At 68.3% G+C, this 24,461-nt stretch carries 31 protein-coding genes; 19 read left to right on the top strand and 12 right to left on the bottom strand.

Going from position 1 to position 24,461, the window contains the following annotated elements:
• Positions 1 to 327 precede the first annotated feature (327 nt).
• Both EV383_RS21530 and EV383_RS21525 read left to right on the top strand, forming a co-directional pair.
• Positions 328 to 768: a hypothetical protein gene (locus EV383_RS21530; protein ID WP_130291592.1), complete on the top strand. Its 441-nt coding sequence runs from the start codon at positions 328 to 330 to the stop codon at positions 766 to 768.
• Positions 768 to 1,019, top strand: coding sequence for a plasmid mobilization protein (locus EV383_RS21525; RefSeq protein ID WP_423213656.1), 252 nt, complete (start codon positions 768 to 770; stop codon positions 1,017 to 1,019). The genes EV383_RS21530 and EV383_RS21525 overlap by 1 nt, the downstream gene beginning before the upstream one ends.
• 117 nt (positions 1,020 to 1,136) lie before the next feature.
• Here EV383_RS21525 and EV383_RS21520 read toward each other — a convergent pair whose 3' ends face one another.
• Positions 1,137 to 1,898 carry a metallophosphoesterase family protein gene (locus EV383_RS21520; RefSeq protein ID WP_130291590.1) on the bottom strand — a complete coding sequence of 254 codons (762 nt, stop codon included), beginning with the start codon at positions 1,896 to 1,898 and terminating at the stop codon, positions 1,137 to 1,139.
• A gap of 231 nt (positions 1,899 to 2,129) precedes the next feature.
• On the opposite strand from EV383_RS21520, the gene EV383_RS21515 reads away from it, so the two are divergent.
• From EV383_RS21515 to EV383_RS21480, 9 genes are all read left to right on the top strand, one after another.
• Positions 2,130 to 2,675, top strand: a complete 546-nt coding sequence (locus tag EV383_RS21515) for a hypothetical protein (protein ID WP_130291589.1) — start codon at positions 2,130 to 2,132, stop codon at positions 2,673 to 2,675.
• A gap of 244 nt (positions 2,676 to 2,919) precedes the next feature.
• On the top strand, positions 2,920 to 3,156 hold the full coding sequence (locus EV383_RS21510; protein WP_130291588.1) for a hypothetical protein: 237 nt from the start codon (positions 2,920 to 2,922) through the stop codon (positions 3,154 to 3,156).
• The gene (locus EV383_RS21505; RefSeq protein ID WP_130291587.1) at positions 3,156 to 4,028 is read left to right on the top strand and encodes a M15 family metallopeptidase; all 873 of its coding nucleotides are present in this window, start codon (positions 3,156 to 3,158) and stop codon (positions 4,026 to 4,028) included. The genes EV383_RS21510 and EV383_RS21505 overlap by 1 nt, the downstream gene beginning before the upstream one ends.
• Before the next feature lie 131 nt (positions 4,029 to 4,159).
• Positions 4,160 to 4,336 carry a hypothetical protein gene (locus EV383_RS31335; protein ID WP_165438443.1) on the top strand — a complete coding sequence of 59 codons (177 nt, stop codon included), beginning with the start codon at positions 4,160 to 4,162 and terminating at the stop codon, positions 4,334 to 4,336.
• Positions 4,317 to 4,697, top strand: coding sequence for a hypothetical protein (locus EV383_RS21500; protein WP_130291586.1), 381 nt, complete (start codon positions 4,317 to 4,319; stop codon positions 4,695 to 4,697). Before EV383_RS31335 ends, EV383_RS21500 begins: the two co-directional genes overlap by 20 nt.
• A 103-nt stretch (positions 4,698 to 4,800) precedes the next feature.
• Positions 4,801 to 5,085 carry a hypothetical protein gene (locus EV383_RS21495; protein WP_130291585.1) on the top strand — a complete coding sequence of 95 codons (285 nt, stop codon included), beginning with the start codon at positions 4,801 to 4,803 and terminating at the stop codon, positions 5,083 to 5,085.
• A 3-nt stretch (positions 5,086 to 5,088) separates the two neighbouring features.
• Positions 5,089 to 5,865: a hypothetical protein gene (locus EV383_RS21490; protein ID WP_130291584.1), complete on the top strand. Its 777-nt coding sequence runs from the start codon at positions 5,089 to 5,091 to the stop codon at positions 5,863 to 5,865.
• A gap of 46 nt (positions 5,866 to 5,911) precedes the next feature.
• On the top strand, positions 5,912 to 8,122 hold the full coding sequence (locus EV383_RS21485; RefSeq protein ID WP_130291583.1) for a glycosyl hydrolase family 28-related protein: 2,211 nt from the start codon (positions 5,912 to 5,914) through the stop codon (positions 8,120 to 8,122).
• Positions 8,122 to 9,444, top strand: a complete 1,323-nt coding sequence (locus EV383_RS21480; RefSeq protein ID WP_130291582.1) for an SGNH/GDSL hydrolase family protein — start codon at positions 8,122 to 8,124, stop codon at positions 9,442 to 9,444. The genes EV383_RS21485 and EV383_RS21480 overlap by 1 nt, the downstream gene beginning before the upstream one ends.
• 149 nt (positions 9,445 to 9,593) lie before the next feature.
• Here EV383_RS21480 and EV383_RS21475 read toward each other — a convergent pair whose 3' ends face one another.
• Positions 9,594 to 10,337 carry a DUF4190 domain-containing protein gene (locus EV383_RS21475; RefSeq protein ID WP_130291581.1) on the bottom strand — a complete coding sequence of 248 codons (744 nt, stop codon included), beginning with the start codon at positions 10,335 to 10,337 and terminating at the stop codon, positions 9,594 to 9,596.
• Between the two features lie 156 nt (positions 10,338 to 10,493).
• Here EV383_RS21475 and EV383_RS31330 point away from each other — a divergent pair, with 156 nt between their 5' ends.
• On the top strand, positions 10,494 to 10,670 hold the full coding sequence (locus EV383_RS31330; protein WP_165438442.1) for an Hsp15 family protein: 177 nt from the start codon (positions 10,494 to 10,496) through the stop codon (positions 10,668 to 10,670).
• Here the strand turns inward: EV383_RS31330 and EV383_RS21470 are convergent.
• The 4 genes from EV383_RS21470 to EV383_RS21455 form a co-directional block, all read right to left on the bottom strand.
• On the bottom strand, positions 10,667 to 10,966 hold the full coding sequence (locus EV383_RS21470) for a hypothetical protein (protein ID WP_130291580.1): 300 nt from the start codon (positions 10,964 to 10,966) through the stop codon (positions 10,667 to 10,669). The genes EV383_RS31330 and EV383_RS21470 overlap by 4 nt on opposite strands.
• Before the next feature lie 34 nt (positions 10,967 to 11,000).
• Entirely contained in the window at positions 11,001 to 11,510 is a 510-nt protein-coding gene (locus EV383_RS21465) for a hypothetical protein (RefSeq protein ID WP_130291579.1), read from the bottom strand.
• A 184-nt stretch (positions 11,511 to 11,694) separates the two neighbouring features.
• Positions 11,695 to 11,934 (bottom strand): hypothetical protein, encoded by a 240-nt coding sequence (locus tag EV383_RS21460; RefSeq protein WP_130291578.1) that lies wholly within the window; start codon positions 11,932 to 11,934, stop codon positions 11,695 to 11,697.
• 87 nt (positions 11,935 to 12,021) lie between these two features.
• On the bottom strand, positions 12,022 to 12,315 hold the full coding sequence (locus EV383_RS21455; protein ID WP_130291577.1) for a hypothetical protein: 294 nt from the start codon (positions 12,313 to 12,315) through the stop codon (positions 12,022 to 12,024).
• A gap of 437 nt (positions 12,316 to 12,752) precedes the next feature.
• Here EV383_RS21455 and EV383_RS31325 point away from each other — a divergent pair, with 437 nt between their 5' ends.
• The 7 genes from EV383_RS31325 (at position 12,753) to EV383_RS21420 (ending at position 16,528) form a co-directional block, all read left to right on the top strand.
• The gene (locus EV383_RS31325) at positions 12,753 to 13,466 is read left to right on the top strand and encodes a helix-turn-helix domain-containing protein (RefSeq protein ID WP_165438441.1); all 714 of its coding nucleotides are present in this window, start codon (positions 12,753 to 12,755) and stop codon (positions 13,464 to 13,466) included.
• Positions 13,463 to 13,714: a helix-turn-helix domain-containing protein gene (locus EV383_RS21445; RefSeq protein WP_207223616.1), complete on the top strand. Its 252-nt coding sequence runs from the start codon at positions 13,463 to 13,465 to the stop codon at positions 13,712 to 13,714. Before EV383_RS31325 ends, EV383_RS21445 begins: the two co-directional genes overlap by 4 nt.
• 275 nt (positions 13,715 to 13,989) lie before the next feature.
• Positions 13,990 to 14,433, top strand: a complete 444-nt coding sequence (locus EV383_RS21440; RefSeq protein ID WP_130291575.1) for a hypothetical protein — start codon at positions 13,990 to 13,992, stop codon at positions 14,431 to 14,433.
• A gap of 334 nt (positions 14,434 to 14,767) precedes the next feature.
• On the top strand, positions 14,768 to 15,247 hold the full coding sequence (locus EV383_RS21435; protein WP_130291574.1) for a hypothetical protein: 480 nt from the start codon (positions 14,768 to 14,770) through the stop codon (positions 15,245 to 15,247).
• A gap of 187 nt (positions 15,248 to 15,434) precedes the next feature.
• Entirely contained in the window at positions 15,435 to 15,644 is a 210-nt protein-coding gene (locus tag EV383_RS21430) for a hypothetical protein (RefSeq protein WP_130291573.1), read from the top strand.
• Positions 15,641 to 15,862: a hypothetical protein gene (locus EV383_RS21425; RefSeq protein ID WP_130291572.1), complete on the top strand. Its 222-nt coding sequence runs from the start codon at positions 15,641 to 15,643 to the stop codon at positions 15,860 to 15,862. The genes EV383_RS21430 and EV383_RS21425 overlap by 4 nt, the downstream gene beginning before the upstream one ends.
• Positions 15,863 to 16,093: 231 nt before the next feature.
• A complete protein-coding gene (locus tag EV383_RS21420; protein ID WP_130291571.1) occupies positions 16,094 to 16,528 on the top strand; it encodes a hypothetical protein in 435 nt (144 codons plus the stop codon).
• Here EV383_RS21420 and mobF read toward each other — a convergent pair.
• The 6 genes from mobF to EV383_RS21395 form a co-directional block, all read right to left on the bottom strand.
• Entirely contained in the window at positions 16,525 to 20,676 is a 4,152-nt protein-coding gene (gene mobF, locus EV383_RS21415) for a MobF family relaxase (protein WP_130291570.1), read from the bottom strand. The genes EV383_RS21420 and mobF overlap by 4 nt on opposite strands.
• A 145-nt stretch (positions 20,677 to 20,821) precedes the next feature.
• Positions 20,822 to 21,376, bottom strand: a complete 555-nt coding sequence (locus EV383_RS21410; protein ID WP_130291569.1) for a hypothetical protein — start codon at positions 21,374 to 21,376, stop codon at positions 20,822 to 20,824.
• Positions 21,369 to 23,051: a type IV secretory system conjugative DNA transfer family protein gene (locus EV383_RS21405; protein WP_207223615.1), complete on the bottom strand. Its 1,683-nt coding sequence runs from the start codon at positions 23,049 to 23,051 to the stop codon at positions 21,369 to 21,371. The genes EV383_RS21410 and EV383_RS21405 overlap by 8 nt, the downstream gene beginning before the upstream one ends.
• A gap of 184 nt (positions 23,052 to 23,235) precedes the next feature.
• A complete protein-coding gene (locus EV383_RS21400; RefSeq protein ID WP_130291567.1) occupies positions 23,236 to 23,469 on the bottom strand; it encodes a hypothetical protein in 234 nt (77 codons plus the stop codon).
• Positions 23,466 to 23,621 carry a hypothetical protein gene (locus tag EV383_RS31320; protein WP_165438439.1) on the bottom strand — a complete coding sequence of 52 codons (156 nt, stop codon included), beginning with the start codon at positions 23,619 to 23,621 and terminating at the stop codon, positions 23,466 to 23,468. The genes EV383_RS21400 and EV383_RS31320 overlap by 4 nt, the downstream gene beginning before the upstream one ends.
• Entirely contained in the window at positions 23,618 to 24,214 is a 597-nt protein-coding gene (locus EV383_RS21395) for a hypothetical protein (protein WP_130291566.1), read from the bottom strand. The genes EV383_RS31320 and EV383_RS21395 overlap by 4 nt, the downstream gene beginning before the upstream one ends.
• Positions 24,215 to 24,461 lie beyond the last annotated feature (247 nt).

The raw sequence follows: 24,461 nt of genomic DNA, 5'->3' as shown, positions 1-24,461 counted from the left end.
CCGTGCGCGTTGTGTCTGTGGGTGCGGTTGGGATGCGCACCAGCACCACCGCCGTGGCGAGGACTGCGGTGAACACGGCAGGTGGGTGTGCCCCAGGTATGTGCCGCTGGACCGTCGGGACAAGGCGGCTCTGACGCCGTCCCAGCGGGTCGCTCTCGCGGAGTCGGACGCGCACATGTGGCGGAACCTCGCCGCACTCGGGCCGTTCGCGTCGTCGACCCGGCCGAGGGCTCTGCCGGTCCCGAGGCAGCGGGGGAGTCTCATCCGCCGGCTGGACCTTCCGGCGCTGACCGAGGCGCACCGTGACCGTTTGAGGAAGGCGCGCCGATGAGCTGGCTCGACCGACTGTTCCTGCCCCGCCGTGTCCTCAGCGACGTGCAAGCCAAGACGTGGGCGACCCACGAGGTGGTCGTCGCGATTCGTAATCGACAGATGAAGATGGAGCAAGTCATGGCCGATTCGAGCCAGGTTCTGAACGATGTTGCGGCTGGCCTGCGGGACACTCTCGGCCCGAAGATCTCGGATCTTCTCGCGGAGAACTCGTCGCTGCGGTCGGAGAACGCGTCGCTGAAGGGCGAGGATGTCGCCGAGTCCGCTGCGGCTGTCGCGGTGAAGGACGCCTACGACGGTGTGGTGGGCCAGTTCGATCAGACCGATGAGGTGTCGACCCCGGACCCGCTGCCCGAGGTCCCGTCGGACCCGGCCCCGGTGGAGCCGGTCGCCGACCCCGCGCAGCCGGTGGAGACCCAGCCCGACGACGCAGCCTGATGCGCCGCAACCGGATCCTCTGCTCCCGAGTGAGCGAGGACGACTATGCGCGGATCGCTGAGGCCGCTGCACGTGAGGGGCTGAGCGTCTCCGCCTACGTGGCTTCCCGCGCCGCGACGGCTGCGTTCCGGGAGAACCCCAACACGGTGACGGTCGGAAACATCTCTGTGCAGATATCCAGTACCGAGGCGGTCGGTGAGGCTCAGCGGGCCGTCGCTCGCGCGATGACCCTTGGCGCCCGCTACGCCTAGGTCTGCCGTGCCCCTCCCGTGGCGGGGGTGAAGGTACGGCTCCGTCTCCCGGTCCCGGAGCTTCCCCGAAAAGACTGTCGGGACCGGGAAGACGGAGCGAGGGAGCGAGGGATCCAGCTAGACCTGGGATCTAGCAGTAGAGAGATCAAGGATCTCGACTCCCTTGGATCGCGGCGAGTAGTCGCAGTCCAGGCAGTGGACCGCGCAGGTCCCGTAGTCGTGACGGAATCCGTACGTGACGCGTTGGTGGTAGTGCCCGTGGAACCAGATGCGCGGTCGTAAAGCGCGGCCGATATCAGTCATCCGCTGCCTGTTGGCGGTGGAGTCCAGATCGGGCTTGAGCCCGCCCTCGGGAAAATCCGACGGGCCGTCGTGCGTGAATAGCACGTCTACCGTCCCAAACGCTTTGGCTTCGTCGACCTCCTCGGGGCTAAGGACCTCCTCGGGCCACCAGATGGCAGTCCGACGGGGACTCCTCCGCTGCTGCTGGACGCGCCACTCGCGGTCAATCGACACCGCGCCACCCACCGCGGCAAGACGGCGACCTTCCCAGACCCACGATGAGACACGTCCGGTGTAGGCGATCTGTGACCTGAGCACATAGTGCCCATCGTCATTCACTTTGGCGGTCTCAGTAAACCGCGCAAGTTTCGCGTGATCCTCGTGGTTGCCCGGCAGGAAGAGCAGCCGAAGACCTGCTCCATCTAGGAGACGGTTCAGCTTGCTCACCTGGTTCTCGTAGGCGCCCTGAGGCCAGACAAAGCCGAAATCGCCGACCTGCAAGATAAGGTCGCAGCCACTGTCGCGCGCGTACGGGATGACGTCGTTTCGTAACCACGTCATGTTTCCGTGCGTATCCCCGACGACGGCTATCTTCATCCTCTAAGTCTACCGCAACAATGTGCGCTCACCTGCGCGAATACCGCGCCAGACGGCTCGATCGGCAGCCGGATAAGCGGTAAGATCAAGGGGTCCGTTCCCCAAGAAAAAACGGGCCGAGGCGCAGACTTCTCACGGCATGCGCCCCGACCCTGACGACTAAGCGAGAGTCGCCATGACGAGGCTAGCAAGCCCATGCCCGAATGCCCTGCCGACGTGGCGGGTGGTCCGATGACCTGGACCCGCCTGGACGACGGCTGGACCGACCGACCCGTCTTCGATGACGTCCCCTACGACTGCCGCTGGCACTACCTGTGCCTCGTACAGTTCTGCTCCCGGACCTCCCGCTACGACGGCAAAATCCGCGCGGCTGATGCTCGACGGTGCTCCGATCTCCCCGACCCCGTGACCGCGATGAGCGTGCTCGCAGCAGCCGGGCTGATCGAGGTCGGCACAGATGGCGCCGTGACCCTGCCGAAGATCGAGGAGCACGTTCCACCGCCGTCGTTGCGCGACGAGGGCCGCAAGGAACGGCAGCGAGCCGAGAAGCGGCGGAGTCGCCTGCACATCCGGGGCGACCACACCGAGTGTCTACCGGAGAGGTGTCCGAAGGCAGTCAGTGAAGAGTCCGCTGAACCTTCTTCCCCGTCCAGACCCGTCCTGTCCCGTCTCCGTCCCGGTGTCAGTACTGACGTCAGCACTGACAGTCCGATGACTGAGTCGGAGTGGTGGGCCGACCAGTGGGACCGCGAGGACACCGTCTCCTCGGACAACTAGACCAGCGGCTCGCCCTCTCTCTTCGCGGATCGGGGGCGAGCCGTTGCCTATCCGCCGTTTCCCGGTCCCGGACCATCCCCGCTCCCAGATCGTGTGGGACGCCTCGACCGACCCGCCCACGCTCCCGCTTCCCACTGTCATCCCCCGTGATGTCCCGGACCCGATGACTCCTCTTCATGACGCTTTGTTCGCGGTGTTCGGGATGGGCGGGCGTCACGCTCTCAACCCCAGCAGGGAGGTCCCCGTGTCCCGGCACGCAGATTTCGACGGTGACGGCGTACTCGACCACCAGCAGGACCCGGCCCCCACCGAGTCCGCCGAGCCGCCGACCGACCACGGCTACGTCCACACCGACCCCGCCACCGACCCCCACTGGCCGCGCATCACCGACACCGACGACGCGCCCGACTGCTTCCCCGACGGGTGGGCGTCCGAACCCACCGAACGGGACCAGGCCGCGATCGACGCCGGGAACGCCTGATGGCCATCGACCTCACCGACTACTCCAAGACCGCGGCACAGCGAGGCTGGGGCGCCGGCTGGCCGTCCTGCAACGGCGCCAAGGCAGCCGGGACCGCCACCGTATCCGCCGACCTGTCCGGGGTCAGGGTGTCGGTCCACAAGCGCATCGCCCGCCTCGTCGACCTCCTCATGGACGCCACCGAGAAGCGCGGCTACCGGCTCAAGTCCGGGCATTGCGGCGGCTACAACTGCCGCGCCATCTCCGGCACGAACAGCCCGTCGAACCACTCGTGGGGCCTCGCCGTCGACCTGAACTGGCAGTCGAACCCCTACGTCCGGCCGCGCCGAACCGACATGCCCGTGTGGATGCCGCTGCTGTGGAACCGCTACGGCTTCGCGTGGGGCGGCAACTACGGCTCGAACGGGACCCGCGGCAAGGCCGACGCGATGCACTACGAATTCATGGGCTCCCCGGCTGATGCCGACGCGATGACCGCTCTCGCGCTCCGCGAACTCGCCGGGGGATCGGCCCCCGCCTCCGCCACTCCGCCTGTTTCCGCCCCCGCCATCCCGGAGGACATCGAAGTGCTCGACAACACGCCCCTCGCCGCGGGCCGCAACGACTTCCGGCTCATCGTCCCCACCGGCAGCGCATCCCAGCTCATCGCCCGCTCCTGGGTGTCGATCGTCGGGAACGGCGCCAACGTCACCGGCACCATCTACGCCCAGTCCGACACGGGCGGGCTGAAGAACTTCCCCGTGTCGGCGTCGTTCGCGAACGGGCACTCGCAGCGCTGGTGGACCGAGCTCCCGTCGGGCACCACGCAGATCGGGATCGTGCTCGACGCCCCTCGCGGCGGGACTCTCGCACTGGAAGCCAAGGCCAAGTAGTGGTCTGGTCGGCCGCCCTGTGGCTTCCCGCCCTCTGCGCCTGCCTCATCCCCACCGCTGTCGTCCTGGCCGTCCGTGACGCCGTGAACAAGCGCCGAACCGAACAGGCCCGGGTCCGGGAGCTGTAACCCGTGATCACCCTGCCCCTCGTCGTGACCGTCCTGGCCATCTTCGCCGCCGGGATCGCGGCCGGCGCCATGACCGGTGCCCTCATCCGATTCTGGCGGAACGTCTTCGCCTACCTCGTCCGGCGGGCGACTGCCGGGAACCACTCGAAAGGAACCCGCAGTGAAGCTGTTCGGCCGTGAACCCGCCCTCTGGTCTGCCCTGGCTGCCGCCGTCATCCAGGTCCTGTCGCTGTTCGTCTTCCCTCTCACCGTCGACCAGCAGGGCGTGCTCAACGCGTGCGTCGTCGCCGTGCTCGGCCTGGTGACTGCTGCGGTGCTCCGGTCGGACGGCATCTCCGCCGCCGCCCTCGGGCTGGTCAAGGCAGCAGTCGCGGTCGGGATCTCCTTCGGCCTGGGCTGGACCCCGGAACAGCAGGTTGTGGCGATCACTCTGGCCGCCGCTGTGTCGGCGATGTTCGTCCGGACGCAGGAGGTCCCGCCGGTGCAGGTTTCCTACCGCCCGACCGCCTCGGAGCCCAGCACCACCGTCACCACGGTCTAGGCCCGCCCTCTCCTGACCCGCTTTTTCCTCAAGCCCCCGCCACATCCCCGGCGGGGGCTTCCTCATGCCCGGAGGTAGCACGTTGCCGGATCCGATCTGGCCGGTGGAGTTCGTCGACGACACCGGCGCCACTCATCTCGCCCACGACATGGCCGGCGCGTGGGGGCTGGTGTACGGCGGCTGCCTTCTGAAGCGCGCCGTCCCAGAGCTGCCGTTCAAGGCTGCTGCCCCGTCCCGCGCCGAGTTCCCGCGCGAGGTGTCGACCCGCCGCGGCGAACCGGCCCCGAAACCGGCCGCTGAGGCGGCTGAGACGGCCGTGGAGCCCCCAGCGGACCCAACCCCGCCCGAGACGCCTGCCCGTCCCCGACGCACCATCAGGAAGGGCTGACCCGTGGTTCTGCCTGCCAACTGGTCCCGCTGCCGCGTCGTCGGTTACCTCACCGACGACGACAACGACCCGCTCCCCGTCGGCTACAAACTCCGCTTCATCTCCACCTCGTCCCGGCTGCAGGACTCGGTGTCACACCGACTCGTCCTCCCCGAAGTCGACGAAGTCATCCCCAACGTGACCGACGGCTACTTCTACGTCGACCGCCTCTCCGACACCGACACCGACTTCACGTCCGGCGGAACACAGCGGCAGACGAAAGTGACTCTCCTCAACGGGGCCACCGAGATCCAGTCGTGGTGGGTGACCGTCGACCACACCACGGCCGCGTCCATGAACTTCAACGTGGACGGCACCATCGCCTCGTCGGGTGGGTCGGCGATGCCCGCGCTGTGGCTGACGCAGCTCGAGGACTTCTCCGCTGCGCCGGTGCAGGGGTCGCCGACGATCGCCGCGCACGTCGCCCAGCCGGACCCGCACCCGCAGTACGTCCTCACCGACGAGCTCGCCAAGTACGCGGCCCGTGAGCCGCTGCGGATGGCGACCGGCTCCATCACCCGCAACGGCGCCGGAGCCGCCACCACCGCTCCTGTGGTGTGGCCGGACGGGACTGCGGGCGTCTACACGCTCGTCGCCGCCGACACCACCACCCCTTCAGCGGAGAACGCCTGGACGGTCACCTACGCGGCCAGCTCCGGGACGAAGACCTACACCCAGCCGGCGATGACCCGTGACTCCTCGGGCCGGATCACCGCACGCCCCGCGATCGGAGTCAGCTGACATGGCATATCCGGCGAACTGGTCGATCTGTCGCCTCGTGGCGTTCATGGTAGACGACGACGGCAACCCCGCCACTGGCTACACGTTGACCGTCCAGTCCTCCCAGTCCCGGCTGCAGGACAACACCTCGCGTCGGGTCATCTTCCCCGAACCGGACGTGCTAACCCCGTCGATCACGGACGGCTACGTGTGGGTGGACGTCGTCTCAGACACCGACACCGACCTGAGCCCCACCGGCCGGCAGCACAAGATTACGCTGAAGAAGGGCGCCACAGTCGTCCAGACGTGGTTCGTGTCCGTCGACCACGCCCAGGCCACCCAGCTGCGGTTCGACAACGTCACCCAGGCGATCGTCGGCTCGGGCGGGACGCAGCGCGACGCCGTCTACCTCACGTCGCTGCAGGACTTCTCCGACGCCCCCAACGTGTCCGGCGGCGGCACCGTCAACCTGACGAACTACTTCACCAAGACAGAGACCACCTCGGGGATCAGCGCGGCGGTCACCGCGCTGAAGGCAGAGTCCGACCCGTTCACCCAGTACGCCACCAACGACGAACTGACCGCCGCCGCGACCCCGGACGCCACGACGAGCGTGAAGGGTCGATCCCGGATCCTCGGTGGTACGGCTGACGCGCCGACGGTGCCGTGGGGGTCGGTGACGTCGAAGCCGACCATCCCGACGGGGAAGCTCGCCGACGCGACCGACCTTGATCAGACCGGCGCCGCCACAGGCCGGGATCATGCGGTACGGCTGGTCAGCGCGGGCCAGTACGCCCTGGTCTCCCTCGGCTCGCTGAACGTCAAGTCGTTCGGCGCGAAAGGCGACGACACCACCGACGACACAGCCGCGATCCAGGCCGCTTTCGCCGCCGTCCCCGCCGCTGGCGGGCAGGTGTTCTTCCCGGCCGGCACCTACCGGGTCACCTCCGGGCTGACGTGCGCGAACCAGGTGAAGCTGGTCGGTGTCGGCCACGGCTCCATGTACGGCCTGGGCGGATCCCGGATCAACTTCACCCCCACCACCGGCGTGGCACTGACCCTGTCCGGCGTCGGCTCCGTCGTCCAGGACCTCGCCGTCGAGCACGCCGCCTGGCAGACCTCCCGCGCGACCGCCGGCGCCGGGATCCGGCTCGCTGCGGTCACCCACTGCGCCCTGGACCGGGTCATGGTCATCGGGTTCTGGAACAACGTCGAGTGCCTCGAAGGCGAGTACTACACGATCACCGATTGCAAGATCCTGGAGTTCGCCCACTACGGACTGCTGCTGGCGCACGACAGCAGCAACGACCACGGCGACCAGGCGATCTACGGCAACCACATCGGGAAGTTCCGCGACACCACCCCGGGCGGGACGGCCGTGTACTGGCGGTCCGGCGGCGGGGTCCGCTTCCAGAACAACAAGATCAACGCGTTCGGGCAGACCGGGGAGCCGAACACCGCCCGCCTGGCCAAGGGCATCCACCTCGACATCGCCGACTTCACCAGCACCTCGGTGTTCCCGATCGTCGGCAACAGCATCGAGAACTTCACCGAGCACGGCATCCTCATCAGCGGCAACGCCGGGAACATCGACAAGGTCACGATCACCGCGAACGAGCTGGCCAGCTTCGTGCCCGGGTCCGTCGGCATCGAGACCGCGCAGAGCAGTTTCATCTACAGCTTCAACTGCTCAGCGAACACGATCAACGACGTGGGCACCGCGATCCGGCTCAAGCGGGTCCGCGAAGGCGCCGTGATCGGCAACTCCGGCACCAGCGTCTACGACTACGGCATCCGCTGCGGCGAGGCCGTCATCAAGATGGACTTCGGCCGGAACAAGTGGCCGTCGGAGACGACCTACCCGTGGTTCTTCGACAACTCCGGCTACCCGCCGCTGTCGGACAACACGTTCGAGACCACCCTGTTCATCAACTCGACCACCACCCCCATCGACTTGTTCGAGATCGGGTTCACCCAGTACGGCCGCGGGTTCGTCGAGGTCGAGATCACCGGTGGCGTCGACAGCGTCAGCGCGAACGCCTACCTGTTCAAGCGGCTCATCGAGGCCAACGCGAACGGGCAGGATCCCGGGCAGGTCACCATCGGCACCGACGTCGCGTCCGGCGGGAACATGACCGCCGCGATCGTCACGGCGGGGCAAGCCGATCCGAAGTGCGTCCTGCGAATCACCCGCTCCGGCGGCACGAACATCAACCTGACGGTGAAGGTCCGCGCCTACGGCCAGGGCCTCAAGCACGTGAAGCAGCTGGTCGCCTGATGTGGACGCCCTACTACCTGAACGGGTTCGGCGGGCAGGCGTTCCTGTCCGCGAACAACACCGCGTTGGGGAAGCTCCGCGCCGGGCTCGCCGCCCGCCGCGTGACACCCTGCCGAGTCGTGTTCGTCGGCTCCTCCACCACCGAGGGCTACCTGATCACGAACCCCGGCGCCCGCTACGTCAACCAGCTCGCCGCCCGCCTCCAGGCCGGCTACCAGTCCGGAATCCTCGCCGAGCCCGCCGTGCTCACCGTGAACGAGGCGTACGCCGCCCCATCCCCGGCGCCCGGGGTGCACGGCTACAACGCGGGCGCCTCCGGGACGGACTCATCGACCTACCTCGGCCAGACTGCGCGGGAACGGATCGGGTCGCTGAACCCGCGCGCCGTCATTCACATGATCGGGTCCAACGACTACGCCAACGGGATGGCGCTCGGTACGTACAAGGCGAACGTCGCGGCCCAGATCACCTCACTCAAGGGACTGATCACGGGGCCGTGCGTGCACGTGCTGGTCCACTCCTACAACCGGGGCGACGTCGCCTCACCGGCGAACCCGTGGGACCTGTACGGACAGGCGCTCTACGAGCTCGCCGCCGCCGACCCCGACAACGTCGCGTTCATCGACCTGTCCCGGACCATGCGCGCCGCCGGTACTCCCGCCGCGGACCCGCTGGACCTGTTCGCGTCCGACCTGGTGCACATGGAGGAAGCCGGGCACGCGTTCATGGCCGACACCATGATGACCGCGCTCGGGCTGCCTGGTGCAGCGCACCCGCGCCCGCAGGTCAGCGACTCGTTCAACCGCCCCGACAGCACCACCACCATGGGTGCCACCGAGGCCGGCGCCGCTACCTGGACCACCTCCAGCACGTGGGGTATCACCGGGAAGAAGGCAGCGCCGGTGTCGGGTGCGTCGGGAAACGTGTTCGTCGAGACCGGACTGGCCGACCTCGACGCCACCTGCGTCATCACCTACAACGGCACCGCAGGGCTGCTGTTCCGGGCCTCCGACGACTCGAACCGGCTGGGCGTGTTCCTCGACGCTGGCGGGGCCGCGATTGCCCTCTACAAGACCGACGGCGGCGCCACCTCCACCCTGACCAGCACGCCGTTCACCTTCACCAACGGGCAGGACTACGTGGTGCGGGTCGTCGCCCGCGGCAACCTGATCCTGGTCTACATCAACGGAGTGCTGCGGCTGACGCACACTCTGTCGGCCGGGGACCAGACCAAGTACGGCGCGCTCACGAAATGCGGATTCCGCAACACCGCGACGAACACCACGAACCGGTGGGACGGGTTCTCCGTCGCGGCGGCATAAGTTGTGTTATGCCGGGACCCGCAGGTACAGCGTGAACAACAGACGAGCCCCCACCGCCCATGTCGGGTGGTGGGGGCTCGTTTTCTATGCGCGCCCGCAGGTGCGTGACAACCTCGCGCGGGCGCACAGCCCGAGGCCAGAACGCAGGCTCAGCGGGTCTGCGTCCACACCGTGTTCGCGGGCGAGTAGATGACCCGGTACTCCCCGGACGCGGGTGCGCCGGTGAAGCACACCGTGCCCTCCGTGGTGCCGCCCGGGACGAGGGAACCGGAGTTGAGGGCGTCGCCGGAGCCGCCGATCCCCGGGGTGGCGGTGGCGCCGGTGGGGCCGAGGAGCTGCCAGTCGAACATGTTGAACGTTTTCGGTGAGCTGCTGGTGTTGTTGTAGGACACCGCGGTGCACAGCGATTCGGTGCCGTACGAGTCCTCCACCGTCAACGGTTCGGCGGTGAGCTGCAAACCGTCGGCGTCCTGCATCTGCCCGGCCGGTGCGACAGCGGCGGGCGCGGTGTTGGTGGGGGCGCCGAGGTCGGTGGCGAGCTGGTTGAGGCCCTGGAACAGGATCACCGCACCCCAGATACCCATCGCCACCGACAGCACGGACAGGACGACACCAGCAATGCTGGTCTTCTTGTTCGTGGCGACGCCCTTGCGGGTGCGGGAGAATCCGACCAGCCCGAGGATCAGGCCGATGACGCCGGCGATGAGCGCGAACCAGAAGAAGAACGGGATCAGCCCGGACAGGAACCCGCAGATGCCGAGAACGAGGGCGGCGATACCGAGCCCGTTGCGTGGGGCGGGCGCGTAGTGGGGCTGCTGGTAGTTGGGTGGCGGGCCCCACTGCTGGGGCGGCGGCTGGTTGTGGGGGTGGCCCGGGGGCGGCGAGGTCGTCACACCATGTGTGTCGTGTGCGCCGCCCAGTCGTTGCGGTGCCGGGTGTTGAATCATCAGAAGTGTGGAGGCGGTCGGTCCGCCGGTGTGGGAATGGCCCCGCTCTCGCCCTGACATGGGTGGGGGCGGGGCCGTTTTCTGTGTGTCTACGCTTCCCGCGTGACGATCATCGAACGCCTGACCGGGTCGATCGGCCTGTCCGACGAGCGCGCGCGCCAGCACCTCAAAGGCGGCTACGTGCGCGTCGACGGGGAAGTGGTGCGCGACCCCGGCCACGAGACCGCCGACGGGGCGAGGATCGTGCTGCAGCCCGAAGGGGTCACCGAACAGACCTAGTGCCCGTCCCCGCGGGTGATCGGGTCCACGTCGCCGCGTTTCGGGCCGTCGTCCAATAGCCGGCGCACAGCGTGCAGGACGTCCCGGTACATCTGGTCGGGGAGCTCCGACAGGCTCGTACCGGCCGAGTCGAGGACGGCGGCCAAATAGAGGAGGTCGTCGCCGTCCGAGTCCGGGAGGCTGCGGTAGCGGCCCTGCGCGATGCGGTGACGGAACCGTTGCGCTGCCTCCCGGCACCTGTCGCGGTCCTCCCGGAGTTGGCGGGAACGGCGCTGCTGGGGACTCTCGTTGGCCACCGAGGGAGCGTAGGCGGGGTGGTGGGCAAGGGCGTCAGGAGGAAGACGAGCGGCGCCACGACGGCTCAACGGCCTTATCGGTCGCCATGAACTCGTGTGCCCAGTGCTGCGTGTAGGGACACCACGGGCACCGCCACTCGGCGAACGCGAGCAGGGACGGGGACCCGTCGCAATGCGGGCACGTGAACGGGTGCATCACCCCGGCAAGCTGGTAGCGGTTCAGGGCGGCCTGCTGCTCGGGCGTGAACGGAGCGTGGACCGGTGGCGGCACCGTCCGGCCCTTTCGGCTGTACGTCGGGGCGTCGCTGTCGGTCACTGCTCCTCCTGGCATCTCTACTGCGGTTCGCGGTCCATGCTCGGGACAGACGGGGACGCGCTCATCGACCGGGAGGATGCAGACCCGTCTGAAGTCGCGGCGGGCCCAGTGCAGGTACTCCAACACCTTCTGCCCGCACAGGACCGCGCGCTCCACGGACGGTGTGGGGCCGACGACCATCACTGTCCCGTCGTCGCTCGGGTCGAGTCGCCTCGCGGTGCCGTTCACGTTTCGTCCTCCCCTGCCAGCCACCGCAACCCCCGGATCTCCCGCCACGCATCCCGGCGGCACACACACGCGGTACCGGACTCCACCTCGCGTCGAAGAACGTCCTCGGTGGGGGAGAGGGACGCCAGTACAGCGGAGACACGGGAGTCGACGTCAGCGGGGGAGAGGTGGCCTAGGTGGGCCTTCACGAGTTGGCCTCGGGCTCTGGTGTGCCGTCCACGATCATGCCGTCGCTGTCCTTGGTGAGGTAGCCGGACGCGGTCCATTGATCCTCGTCTGTGATCACGTCATTCAAGTAGTACCTCTGGGCTGAGATGCCGTTGAGAGGCGGGATCTCCTGCGTCTGCCAGACGCGCCATGCATGGACCTCGTCTCGGACCTTCCAGCCGTCGCCGTGAGGCTCGGTCCATCCGGTGTCGCTCATCGCTTGCTCCGTTCTTGGCCGCAGGGGCAGGTGGAGTTGTCCAGGATCACCGGTCGGTCCTCGCTAGCCAGGCCCGCCATAGAGCGGTCACGACGAACCAGTGACGATGACTGTCCCCGTCATGATCCCGCCACGCTCACGGGCCGCAGAGGTGACGGACGAGAGCATCGCGAGACCGGCCGGAGTCGGCCAGCACGTGCCGGCCGAAGTGCCCCGCTCCACAAAACCTCGCTCTGCTGCCCGCTCGACCGCCTCAGCGACCGCGCTGCGCGGTACGCCAGCGCGTTCAGCTAGCCACAGGTCCACGAGCAGGTCCGGGCTGGCTCGCCGCTTGTCTGCGGCGTAGACGACCATGCTGTCGCTAATCTCGGATGCGCTCATCGGATCCCGGTCTCCTGGCGTCGGTTCAGTTCCTGAGTGGCGAGGGCTTCGGCATCGGAGGCTGTTGCGACTGTCGGATCGTCAATGACCATGACCAGTTGGAGTCGGTCGCAATTGGTGAGTCTAGCCTCCGCTCGGACCCGTTCTGGCCCGTGCCCGGAGCCAAGTACGACGATTGTCGTGGGCCGCTCATCCATGCCCCGATTCTACCATCGAATGGTGCGCCGACCTGCGCGTTTGCCTTGCTGAACGGTTCGATCTCCGGGCGGTTAAGCGGTAGTATCCGGGGTAGCGGCAACGGTGCTGCGCTCCCCAATAAGAGATGCCCCGGACTACCTGTTGGTAGCAGGCCCGGGGCGCGGTCGAGTCGAGGTCGACAAGTGGATTCTAGCAATGCCCCCGTCGTAGAGCATCCGTCAGGAGGGGTGGCGTTCGGCATGGTCGAGACCGCCGTCTTCCGCGACCCGACGCTCCACCCCCACGTCAAGCTGGTCTACGTCGCCCTCACGACGTACGCCAGCAAGACCCGTTCCGTCTGGCCATCCCGCGCCACGCTGGCCCGCGACACCGGCCTCTCCGTCCGCACCGTCGCGTCCGCGATCAAGGCGGGGGCCGACGCGGGAGTCTGGAAGATCGAGCATCAGCGCGACGAGGAGTCGAACCGGCAGACGTCGAACCTTTATCACCTGCGCGACATGGGTCGTGGCTACGAACCAGCAAGAGTGCAGGAGGTGCACGGGGGGACCGTGCATGACATGCATGGGGACGGTGCAGGTGATGCACACGAACAAGACCAGCGAACGAGACCATCTTCTATCAAGACCAGTACTTCTAGTAACGCTGTGAGCGGCCGTCATTTCGCAGGCTCAACGACGGATAGAAAGATCTTCGTACCGCGATGGCTACCGGAGTCGGACGACCGAGGCGCCGTAGTGCAGTACCTCGTCTCGGCCGCTGTTGCCACTATGGAAGCCGCAGGTCTCGAAGTGGGCGACAAGGCTAAGGACGCGATGGGCTACACCCTCGGTCACAGGTGCGACAACCTGACTCCGCGCCAACTAGCCGACCGGGCACAGAAGTGGGTCCGAGAGGCTGGCACCGACCACCCCAACGGCTGGCTCGGGACACGAGCAGAGAGAAGGGCGTCTTGACGAAGACGGGGACACTAGGTAGCGCCGATGCCATCGCTCGGTTGAAGCACGTCCGCCGCATCCGCGGCCTATCGGCCGATGACCTGGCACGCCTCTGCGGTATGTCCCGGTCGGTCATTGCCAACATGGAAAGCGGTCGACGTGGCTACCTGACTGTGGACGATCTCAACGTCATGTGTGAAGCGCTGGGAGTGGACCCCATCGCAGTGTTGTCCGATGAGCCTCTGCCGGTGGTGGCGACCGCGTGATCGTCCACACCGCTGTCGCTCGTGACCATCTGTTCGCGTCGTGACCCGATGGACGTTGCTCCCCTGGCGGAGTAAGCTGGGTGGGTGCCAGACAAAGAGCCAGTCATGACCCGGGAAGAGGTCGCCGAACATCTCGGCATCCAGCCCGAGTCCGTCCGATCCACACTCCGTCGCTACGGAATCACCGAACGACGGGGCTACCTCCGGTCCGAGGTGGAGAACCTGCGGCGGCCGGGACAAGGCTGGCGTCGTGCGACCCCTACCGAGGAGACATCATGAACCTGCCTGAGGGTTCTGCCCTGACGTACTTCCTGCCCCAAGAGGCCTGGCACGCAAGCGTCACGCACAACGGCCAGGATGACTCCGTGATGGTCTCTGCCTCCTACGACGGCGGCGGAGCGGTCTGGGAGTTCAGCGTTGTGTGTCGTCGTTTCGATGGCGGGTCATCGGCTCTGCAGCTCCGCATCTTCGGAGACTCATGGGACGTCCTGAACCAGATGCCCGAGTTCTTCGACGCGTTGCGCCAGGAGAAGCCCCGCAGCATCTCCGAGGTGTGCGCAATCTTGGACCGAGCCGGTGCCGTCGATGAAACCGAACGCGTCAGCCCGCACGGCGGTCGGACGATGGACCAGGAGCGGGCTCTGGCACTTCGACGAGAGGCGGAGAATCTGCGTCGGCAGGCTGACGCGCTGGACCCGCCAGTGCCGGCCGAGCCGTGATGACGGCCGCCCACCGCCCGCCCTCCATCCCGGCCGGGAAAGCGCCATAACGCGACCGCTGGCCCGATCAGCGATGCATCGTCCCCATCTGGTCGTCTCTGGCGGAGAATCGTCAACGCAGCTCTCGCACAGGAAAGGGCAGCGGCATGACGTGCCGGAAGCAGCGCTTCGACTCGGAGCGCGCCGCCCTGGGCAGGGCGTACAAGGTCGGGAGGACTGTGCGGTCCTCGGCTCGCCCTCCGGTCGCTTACCGCTGCCAGGACGGCTGCAAGAAGGACAACGGCCAGCGGGCGTGGCATTGGGCGAACTTCCGCCCCCGGGTGAGGAGAGCGTCGTGACAGAGACCGGGAACAAGGCCGCCAAGGGGTGGCTGACAGCCTTCGCCGCCATGGCTGCCCTGTTCGCTCTGCCAGTGTTCCTGATCGGCTACCCAGTCCTGGCCAACCAAGAGCACCTGATGTGGATGCTCTATGTCGGGCTCCTGCTGTGCGCGCCCGCCATGCTCGGCTACTTGTGGTTCTGCATCGGGCCTCGCCGCAAGCAACGACCCGCAGCTGCGGCAACGCCCAAACTCGATCCACAAGCCGAAACGGTCGCTTACCTCGAACGTCAGGGCATGCGGGTCAACCATCTGAACCGTGACGGCTCCGAGTCTTACGGTCTACGCGGATCGCATGGAGCGATTCTGATGGTCGACAGCTACACCGCAGTCAGGAAACTGGTCTTGCCTGATGGCTGGATCCGCCCCGTATGGCCCGACGAGCGCGGAAACGTGGACTGGACGCAGGACGCCGGCGAGACGGGGAGGAGATGAGGATGACGGAGCACGCCAGAGGGCGATCTCAGAAGCACCCTCAGCGCCGTCTCGTCGCCCTCCCACATCCTGACGTCATTCCCGGGTTGTGGCGCCCTGACTCTGGCCGCACTGACCCGTTGATGCTGTCGGAGGTGGTGGACTTGCTGTGCCGTCACCTCGGGCCGAACTCGGTAGGGAAGGCGCCATGACCGGATACATCTGGCCGACGTGGGCTGATCTGCTCCCCTTGGCGTGGATGGCCGCTGCCGCGCTCGTGTTCGTGGTCGTCTACGCCGTCGTGGCTGAGATCGTCTGCAACGTCCAGTTCCGCCGCTACCGCCGTGAGCGGGCGGAGCCTCTGATGCGGATGCTGGACGCCCTGGTCGAGCAGGCGCGGGAACAGGAGGCGTCATGACCTCCCGCACCGCACTCGTCCTGACGATCGCCCTCGGTGTCCTCGTCATGGCCGTCTTCACGGTCCTCCTCTACGACGGTCAGAACGTCGCAGCCGTCCTCGTCTACGCGGTCGGTATGGCAGCGTTCACCGCTGGGCCGGTGAAGTGGGGTTCGCTCTGCGCCGATGAGCGGATGCGCGAGAGGTGGTCGCGAGAGCAGTTCGGCCCCCACCAGTGAGCCTGTGGCTCAAGGCAGGGGCCGACCGGAACCAACGGGGGTTCCTCACTGGCGGCTAGCGGTGCCCCGCAGAAACCCCTTGGGTCTCTTTCGCTACCAGCGTCCTCCGGGGGCGGACCGATTCAACGGAGACGGTGGCAGCACCGACGCGCGTACCCGGCAGGCACAACGATTCTACCGCCCACTCCTGCCGTCTAGACGCCGTTATCCCCGCTACCGCACACTCGACGCATGGACACCCGAGCCCACTCCATCCCCACGTGGGTTTCCCCCGACCACCAGCAGGTCCGGGACCTCCTCACCATCACCAAGCACCACCGCGACGACTACACCCGCGGGGTGTGGGACGGCGCTGATTGGGCGTGCGGCTGGCCCGTGTCCCGGGAAGCGGCCGGCGACGAAATGACCGACGCCCTCCCGGAGCGCAACACCGACCGGGAGAAGGCGGGCCGTGCGGATGTTCTGGCGTGGCTGATGGGCTTCGCCGCAGCGCCCATCGAGATCCCGCGCCGCAACTCCGACGGCACCGTGGTCACCGCCGAGCAGCTGTACGCGGAGATGGTCGACGACCACCCGCTCCCGCCCATCGCGGAAGAACGCCGGGACATGCAGGACAAGGCACGACGACAGGCCGCCCGCTGGGCCGCCCTCGCCGACCTCTCCTAGTCCCACACGTCCACCAAGTCCTGCTCGTCGACGTCCGGCTCGTACTCCACCGCGTCCGGCTCGTAGTCGGACTCGTCCAGGCTCTCCCGCTGCCGGATCTCGTCCAAAGCGTCCTGCGCCCGAGCTACCGCTTCCCGGGTCCGTTCCATCCCGGCCACGGTGTCGTCGTCGACGTCCTCGGACGGGTGCCGCTCCGACGTGTCCCGCACATCCGGGACCGCCGTCTCCACGATCGGCTGCGACTCGTCCAGCGGCACAACCTCGGTGACGTCGTCCTCGGCGAGACGGTCGATCGGCTTCCCCCGCTCGTCCGCCTCCTGCGCTTCCCGGTGCGCGTCCAGCCACTCCCGCGCCGTCACCTTCCCCGACTCGTCGTACACATCCACACCACGAGCCTTCAACTCGGCGGCAGCCCGCAGCGCGTGCTCCCGCGTCTCCGCGACGTGCTCAAACCACGCCTGCCGGGCACGATCCGCCTCATCCAGGCCCTTCGCCGACTCGGCCAGCACCAGAGACTCCGCCGCCGCATCCACCGCCGTGTCATCGCCGTGCGCCTCCCGCAGAACCCCGTCCACGTGACGATCCGCCGCAGCCCGCGACGTAGCCGCCAGAGCCTCCCGCACAACCGCCGGCGCCCAGTTCTGCTCCCGCTCGAACGCCGCCACCCGCTGCCGCAACAACCCGTCCGACAGCAGCCCCTCCTCCGGGCCCCGATCGGTCAGCCCAAGATGCTGGTGCGCGGTCCGCCAGATCGTGTGCTTCTCCGCCAACCCCGCAGGGGGAGCAGGACCCAACGGGTCGGTCTCCGAGTCATACCCGGAGATCTCCCGGGACGCGCCGGCCCACCCCGCCTTCGCCTCCCAACCCGCCCTCTCCAGCGGATCCTCCGGGACAGGCCCCAGCGCCTCCAACGCCCACACCGGCGGATCCTGGGCGATCTCAGCGCCGAGCTCGTGCCGCCGAACATCCGCGGCCTCCGCCCGATCCTCCAACCACGCCCGGTGATGGTCCTGCACCTGCCGAGGGATCAGGTCCCGGAACGAGCCGATCGTCGAATCCAACTGCAGGTCACGATGCAGGCGGTGGTGAAGCACCTGCCCCGGTGAACGCGCCCCCGCCAACGACCGACCGGCGAGAGCATCCGCCAGCAGATCCTGCCGGTCGTGCCCCGCCACCTCAGCGGACCGCAGCAGCCGCTCCACCGCGCCCATAGCGTCGTCCTGCGCCAAGTCCCGACGCTGTTCTTCCGTGATCGCGCCAGACGCCGTCAGGTGGTCCAGGAGCGTCGAAGTCTGGCCCGCCGTGGACCGGGACACCCCGTCGATCAACTGGCCGACGACCGTGAACTCTGACCGCGCCTCAGCCTCCAGCGAGTCCCGCTCCGCCAACGCCGACCGCTGAACCGAGTCCCGCTCCAAGATCTCCGCCAGGACGGCGCGAGCGGGCCGGTCGTGAACCTCCTGCGCCTGACCGGCAGGGGAATCCGTCGGGGTCGGGCGGGTCACCACCCAAGCGGTATTACTTTCCCGGCCGCGCGTCATCCCCACATACGTCAGCGCGGTCGACCACGCCTGCGACACCACCGAATGCGTCGAATGCACCGTCCGGCCCTGCGATGAATGCACCGTCGCCGCGTAGCCGAGACTCACGTGCTGGTTCACGTAGTCGGCCGGCAACTTCACCGGGTCCCCGAGCTTGTCGCCCAGCACCGGCGACACCACCAGCGATCCGTCCTCCTCCACTTCCTGCACGCGGTAGGTGGCCCGGTTGATCGGCACCCCCGACGACGACGCCAGATGCCACCCGTTCCGGCGGGCCTGCACCAGATCCCCCACCCCGCACGTGTTCCCGTCCCGGCCCAGCCGCACCCCTTCCTCCGGGAGCTTGCCGAGCCGCACCAGCTCCGCGCGGGCGGCACCCGCCATACGCTCCGATGCCTCGTTCGACCCGGCCATCAGCAGCGACTGCTTCCCCTCCAGCGTGTCCGCCAGCCACGCCCGGATCGCCGACGCCTCCGCCTGATCCTGCGTCCCCGACCCCCTGATCCGGCCGTGCCGGTCGTACTCGTCCAGACACGCCGCCGACCCGTCACGCAGCCCGAGCGACGCGTGCCGCTCCCACGGCTGCGAGAACCGCCGCACCTCCGCGAGCTCGTAGGTCTTCGCACGCTCCGTCATGTCCTGCAGCGCCCCACCCGGGCCGACGGCGCCCAACTGCTGCGGGTCACCGACGAGCAGCATCTTCGCCCCCGCCTCACGGCACCGCTCCCGAACCGCCACCAGATGCTGGGTCGACGCCATCCCCGCCTCGTCCACCACCACGACATCCCCGTGCCGAAGACCGGCATCCGCCGAGTGAAGCCACCGGTCGATGTTCACCGCCGGCACACCCTCGTCGGCCATCACGTCCGCGGCCACCTGACTCGGCGCCAAACCCAGGACCGCCCGGCCGTGCTCCGCCCACACCTGCGCGAGCGCCCCCGTCACCACAGTCTTACCGGCCCCCGCCGGTGCATTGATCGCCTCCACCATCGCGCCCGATGTCAACACGCCACGCAGCGCCGCCTCCTGGTCTGCGCCTAGGTCTACGCCGTGGTCGCGGTACCGCTGGATCAGCGCGTCCGCCTCCGCCGTCGACACGGCCATCGCGCCCCGTTCAACCGCCGCCTCTCTCAGCAGCTCCTCCGCCGGGATCTGCCCAGGGGCCGAGAACTTCGCGCTCCCCGGCCGCGCGTACACGTCACCACCATCCGCGAGGAGGTGCTCCGCCGGCCGCAGAGACAGGTCCGGGGTCGGGGTCAGACGCTGAGTCTCCGCCAGGGCGATATCGGTCAGTTCCTCGAGCAGCGGGCGCACCTCCGATGGGTCCAGCCCCAGATGCCCCGGCAACGAGTCCGACACTGCCCGCATCAGATCCGAACGCGTCCATGCCGCGTTCCCGACCGCGACCTTCGCGATCGCCCGCTGGACCACATCCTCCGACGACCACGTCGCGACCGGCCCAGCGTCCTGCCGTGCGGACAACACCGCGTCCGCCACACCCGCCAGCCCCGTCGACAACCGGTGCTGCGTCATCTGCTCCCACCGATCCAGCCGCTGCGCCAACGACTCGCCGTCATGCGATTTGGCCCGTCGGGTCGCCAACGTCGCCTGCTGCGACAAGTGCGTCCGCTGCAGGGGGCTCGGTTCAGTCCCGTAACGTTCACGGAACGCCTTCACGAGCTCGTCCACCTTCGGCCCGATCGCGCGGCGGCGGCTGGAGAACATCTCCATCACATCCTGGTCGATGCCCACGATCTCCCGGGCCTTCCCGTCCGGACGGGTTTCGAACCGGATCCCCAACGTCTGCGCAAGCATCGACTCGATGACCCGCTCCGAGATGGCGGACGCCCCGGCCCGGTGGAGCTTGATCGCCATGTTGTCCAGGCCCCGCCACTGGCCGTCCGCGCACAACTGCCGGTTCAGGATCGCGGCGTGCACATGGAGGTGCGGGTCGTGGTCACGGGTGTCGTGCTGCAGCCACAGGGACGCCACCCACTGGTGGGAGTCCTGCCAACGATCCGCCCCCGCCCCGTGCTTCCCCACCCGCCCGTAGCCGGCGACCTCCTCGAGGTAGTCGATCGCTGCGCGAGAGCCAGCAAGCACTGCCTCCTCCACCGCCTTGTGCTGGACCCTCCACCCCGCGGCCTCCTCCTCCCTGCCGCCGCGTTCCGCCTCCACCGCCGCACGTTCAAGCGCCACCCCCAACACGGAGATCGACTTCGGGCAGTTCAGGGTCACGTCCGTGAACGCCACCGCCTGCTTCGCCTGCCCCTCCGCCTGCAGCAGCAGCTCCTGCCGGCGCTCCGGGGTGACCGCCCCCTCCGCCTCCAACAGCTGTCGGTGGATCTCCACCGGGGTGCGGTAGTGCTTGTGCGCCGCCCCCAACGTGTTTTTCGGGTTTCGCGGGTCCTGGAGGCGGTGGTAGACGGCCTCCACCGCCTCGGTGCTGGCTTCACCGGTGAGCCCCAGAAGCGCGGCCCCAGAGCCGTACCACTGACCGGGCGGTTCACCACCGGCCTCGGTCGCTCCCGTGTAGTAAGACTCGCGACCCGTCGTGACGCTGGCAGTGAGGTAGTGGACGTCGTGGCCGAACCCCACACTCAGCATCTGCGTGATCCGATCTGAGTGGTCTCAATAGCTGTCACGGTGTGTGCCTCCCGGCCGCTGCCGCACAGCGGCACGCAGTACCTAGGGATCGGGATGCGAAGGTGTGTATCGGTCGTACTTGCAGTGCACTACAGGTAGTCAGCAGTCACACAGGGTGAGATACAGGGGTAGGAGGGCTCGGCGGCACGTCGGACTCGGGCCAGCGGCCAGCAACTGCGTCAACGTCAGACAGGCCAGGGACGGGCGGGTGCCTAGCCGGGTCAAGGTCGCCGCCAGGCTGGTGCTCGGTGATCTCGCAGGACGACGCGTACTTCCGGATCCGCTCAACAGCGGCCGGCCGCCAGGTCGCGTGCCACGTCTCCATCTGCTGGTACGAGCCGCCCTTCCGGAAACAGCCCCGGTGGACGTTCATCAGCACCCACAGCTCTTCGACGATGCCCGGGTGGTACAGCCAGCACGGCTGCAGCCGGCGCGCGTCGTCGTACTGGAACCACACTTTCTCGACCCACGCGCACAGGTCGGCCAGCATGAACCCGGCCGTCTCCTCGTCGTCCACGTACAGCCACGACCGCACCGCGGACGGGTCGTCCCGGGACTCGAGCTCCCCCACCTTGCGGGCGAGCGCCACCACCATCCCGGCGAGGCGCTCCACCTCCGCGTGAAGATCGGGCCCCTCCACCTCGGCTGGCGACTCAGACATCCGCCACCACCTCCTCCACCGGAACACGGCGAGAACGAGGAGGGGAGGAACGACGCCACACCCTCGGCACCTCCACCACGGGGGACTCCACCTCCTCCACGGAGGGGGGAGGGGGAGAGGCGACCGAAGGGTCCCGCTCCCACAGCGGCGTCGTCCGCCCCAGCGCGGGACGCATCTCGCCGTGGAACAACACCACTTCCATTCGTGCCTGGGAGGCGAGCTGGGAGGCGGGGAGGACCGGCACCGACCGCATCGCGGCAGCCGTCACCTTCCCCTGCGCGTCCGTGGTGGTGGTGCGGTCATCGCGGTCGCCGGCGAGGTCCCGCCACACGGCGAGGTCGTCGGGGTCTTTCGTCCCGCCGCCCAGCATGATCGGCCCGGCGTTGTTGAGGATGATCGCGGCGCCTTCCTTCCCCCACGCCCCGACCATCTGCGCGTACGACTGGAAGCAGGCGGCGATCGTGATGCCGGACCCGCCCATGTCCCGCGTCCAGTCCGGCAGCGGTGGGCGGAGGTCCCCGGCCTCGTCGAGCAGCAGACCCAGCGGGGGGTCGCAGCGACCGGACGGCATCCCCGCCGCCTGCTCCCGCGCAGCGCGGGCGACGTAGCCGGTGAGCGCCGACATAAGCGGGTAGGTGTGCCCAGCCCGCCGGCCCAGCACGTACAAGGTGGAGACCGACGTCAGGAGAGAAGCCGAGTCGAGAGGACGCGCCTGTGCTCCGTCCAGCCCCGCCGCGAGACGCGCCGTCTTGGACTGCAACCACCGCAGCGCCGGCATCACCGACGTCGTGATGGAGCTCCGGGTCTTGTCGTTGCACTCAAAGAACTGCCGGGCATCCTCCATCACCCCACCCGAGGTGGAGCGGCGGAGGATCCGGATCACCTCGTCCTGGTGCTCACCGGGCGCCGCCACCCACCGCTGCACCGTGTCCATGTCCCGGCCGTCCAAAGCCGCCGCATGCATCAGGGAGGACAGGGCGCCGCGGGCGAGGGACTGCCACCGCTCCTCCTCCCCGGTGGACTCTGGGATCATGTCCTCCGCTCGCTGCGTCGCGGTCTCCGCTTCCTCGCACCCCGTCAGCGGGTTGAAGGTGACCGCTACCTCGTCCACCCCGGGGAAGCCGCCGGCGTTGAACACCTGCACCCGTCCTCGAGCAGCACGGGCACGGTGGGTGGCGGTGAACACGTCGATCCGGGTGGAGGTGGTGACGACACTCCCCGGGTAGTCCACGACCCGGCAGTTCAGATATCCAGTTTTCCCGCGGCGAGGTCCGGCGAAGTACAGCACCACCTGCTCGATGGACGACCACACCTTCCGTTTCCCCACGGTGCACAGCTCGAGCGCCACCTCCTCCACCTTCACGTCCGATCGGTGGGCGAGGGAGGGACGGACGATGGGGGCGAGCGCAAGAACAGCGGCCTCCCCGCCGTGCTCCCGGATCTCGGCATCCGAGGCCAAGCCGTGCTGCCGCAGCGTCGTCTCCGACCGGTCCAGCACCGTCTGCGCGGAATGGGCCTGGGGCCGGAGGAAGTCCCGGAACTGATCCCACCGCGGGTGCGGCTGCCTGCGCAGCCAGCGACGCAACACCGCCGCCGCCAGCCCCGCCACAGCGAGACCGACCAGCGCCGTGAGCCAGCTCCGGTACTGAGACCACGCCACCACCGCGGTCGTCACGCCGACCACGATCGTCATGACCAGGTAGTGAGTCGTCCTCATCGCGTATCCACATCCCCGTCGGCTTGGTCGAACCACCGGAACGGGATCGGCGGCGAGTCAGGGGCGACCTCCACGCAGCACGGCCCCGTCCACTCGCCGGGCTCTGTGGGGCCGAAGAACCGCTCCCACCACGTCTCGTCGCTCACAGCACATCCACCTCGTCATCGGCGGACACCGAGTGGGCGGCCCACCAGTCCACCGGTGTCGGCGACGGGCCGACGTACTCGATCCGCTCCGCCCGGCCGTACGGGTTGCCGCTGATCCAGTTCCACTCCGCGTTCTCGAGCGCGTGGTCGCGGTCCGAACCGCGGATCCCGTCCTCACTCTTGGACCCGTCCGGCCACACCACCTCGACGTCGTGCCACGGCGCGGTCACTGGACGTCCACGTCCACGTCGGCGTCGACGTGGCCCATCGAGTCCAGCCACTCCTGGTGGGCGGCGTCTGTGCCGCTCGAGAACCAGTCATCGCTGTCGCGGGCCATGAGATAGAGATCCCACATCGCCTTGCTGTTCGCGGTCTCGGTCATGTCTGCACCTGCTCCTGTACGTGTTCGTCGGCAGCGGCGCGCTGCCCTGGCATGTCGAAGTCGTCGAAGTCCGGTGAGCCGGCGTAGTGGTCCTCCCGCGGCTCCACCGCCTGCTGCTCGAGCCACGCGTCGCGGTGGAGGTCGTCGTCCAAGGCGAGGCCGTAGCGCTCGGAGAAGTAGTGGCGCCACGATTCGTTCGCCGCATCCGCGAGCTCCCTGCCCCGCCCCGGGTAGTCGACGTCTCGCGGTCTACCAGCGGTCGCGATCTCCTGCCGCCGCTGCTCGCTGAGCGGGACGACCTGGCGCGGCTGCCAGTGAGGCCGTCGGGGCATGGCAGCAGAGATCGCCTGGGACGACTCCACGTGGTCCCGTTTCCCCAGCGCATCGGAAGCGAGACGGTCCGACACGTGCCGGCCCTGAACCCGCATCACGTCCGCAGCGCTCGGATCCAACCGGGCCAGAACCTCCCGTGCCCGACGCTCAATGTCAGCGGTGGACGGCTGGACCATGGGTCCGCCTGGGTTGTCCCAGGTCCGGCCCTGGGTGAACGACCCGCCCTTGTCGGACCAGTCCCGGCTCGGATGCGCGGTCACGACTTGCCACCCGCCAGCACCCGCCGTCTACGCCCAGACCCCCCGCAGCGCCCGCACCGGCGGTACGCCTTCGGCACGAACGGGGAGTAGCTGAGCTTCCCCTTCCGGCAAAACGGGTTCCAGCAGCCCTCGATATCGGGCCACATGTTCGCTTCTAGCCACCAGGCGGCCAGGCCAACGAGGAGTCCTGCGATGCCGCCAACCACGCCGTGTTCCGCCAGCGCGGCCCATACGAACAGGCCCGCGA

The sequence above is a fragment of the Pseudonocardia sediminis genome, assembly GCF_004217185.1.
Taxonomy (GTDB): domain Bacteria; phylum Actinomycetota; class Actinomycetes; order Mycobacteriales; family Pseudonocardiaceae; genus Pseudonocardia; species Pseudonocardia sediminis.
Note: the sequence above shows the minus strand (reverse complement) of the source record. Positions and strands in the feature narration are given on the sequence as shown.

Coding starts and splice junctions, on each gene's coding strand:
- EV383_RS21530 (WP_130291592.1), top strand. CDS start 328: ATGAGCTGGCTCGACCGACTGTTCCTGCCCCGCCGTGTCCTCAGCGAC.
- EV383_RS21525 (WP_423213656.1), top strand. CDS start 768: ATGCGCCGCAACCGGATCCTCTGCTCCCGAGTGAGCGAGGACGACTAT.
- EV383_RS21520 (WP_130291590.1), bottom strand. CDS start 1,898: ATGAAGATAGCCGTCGTCGGGGATACGCACGGAAACATGACGTGGTTA.
- EV383_RS21515 (WP_130291589.1), top strand. CDS start 2,130: ATGACCTGGACCCGCCTGGACGACGGCTGGACCGACCGACCCGTCTTC.
- EV383_RS21505 (WP_130291587.1), top strand. CDS start 3,156: ATGGCCATCGACCTCACCGACTACTCCAAGACCGCGGCACAGCGAGGC.
- EV383_RS21485 (WP_130291583.1), top strand. CDS start 5,912: ATGGTAGACGACGACGGCAACCCCGCCACTGGCTACACGTTGACCGTC.
- EV383_RS21480 (WP_130291582.1), top strand. CDS start 8,122: ATGTGGACGCCCTACTACCTGAACGGGTTCGGCGGGCAGGCGTTCCTG.
- EV383_RS21460 (WP_130291578.1), bottom strand. CDS start 11,934: ATGAGCGACACCGGATGGACCGAGCCTCACGGCGACGGCTGGAAGGTC.
- EV383_RS21455 (WP_130291577.1), bottom strand. CDS start 12,315: ATGAGCGCATCCGAGATTAGCGACAGCATGGTCGTCTACGCCGCAGAC.
- EV383_RS31325 (WP_165438441.1), top strand. CDS start 12,753: ATGGTCGAGACCGCCGTCTTCCGCGACCCGACGCTCCACCCCCACGTC.
- EV383_RS21440 (WP_130291575.1), top strand. CDS start 13,990: ATGAACCTGCCTGAGGGTTCTGCCCTGACGTACTTCCTGCCCCAAGAG.
- EV383_RS21430 (WP_130291573.1), top strand. CDS start 15,435: ATGACCGGATACATCTGGCCGACGTGGGCTGATCTGCTCCCCTTGGCG.
- EV383_RS21425 (WP_130291572.1), top strand. CDS start 15,641: ATGACCTCCCGCACCGCACTCGTCCTGACGATCGCCCTCGGTGTCCTC.
- EV383_RS21420 (WP_130291571.1), top strand. CDS start 16,094: ATGGACACCCGAGCCCACTCCATCCCCACGTGGGTTTCCCCCGACCAC.
- mobF (WP_130291570.1), bottom strand. CDS start 20,676: ATGCTGAGTGTGGGGTTCGGCCACGACGTCCACTACCTCACTGCCAGC.
- EV383_RS21410 (WP_130291569.1), bottom strand. CDS start 21,376: ATGTCTGAGTCGCCAGCCGAGGTGGAGGGGCCCGATCTTCACGCGGAG.
- EV383_RS31320 (WP_165438439.1), bottom strand. CDS start 23,621: ATGACCGAGACCGCGAACAGCAAGGCGATGTGGGATCTCTATCTCATG.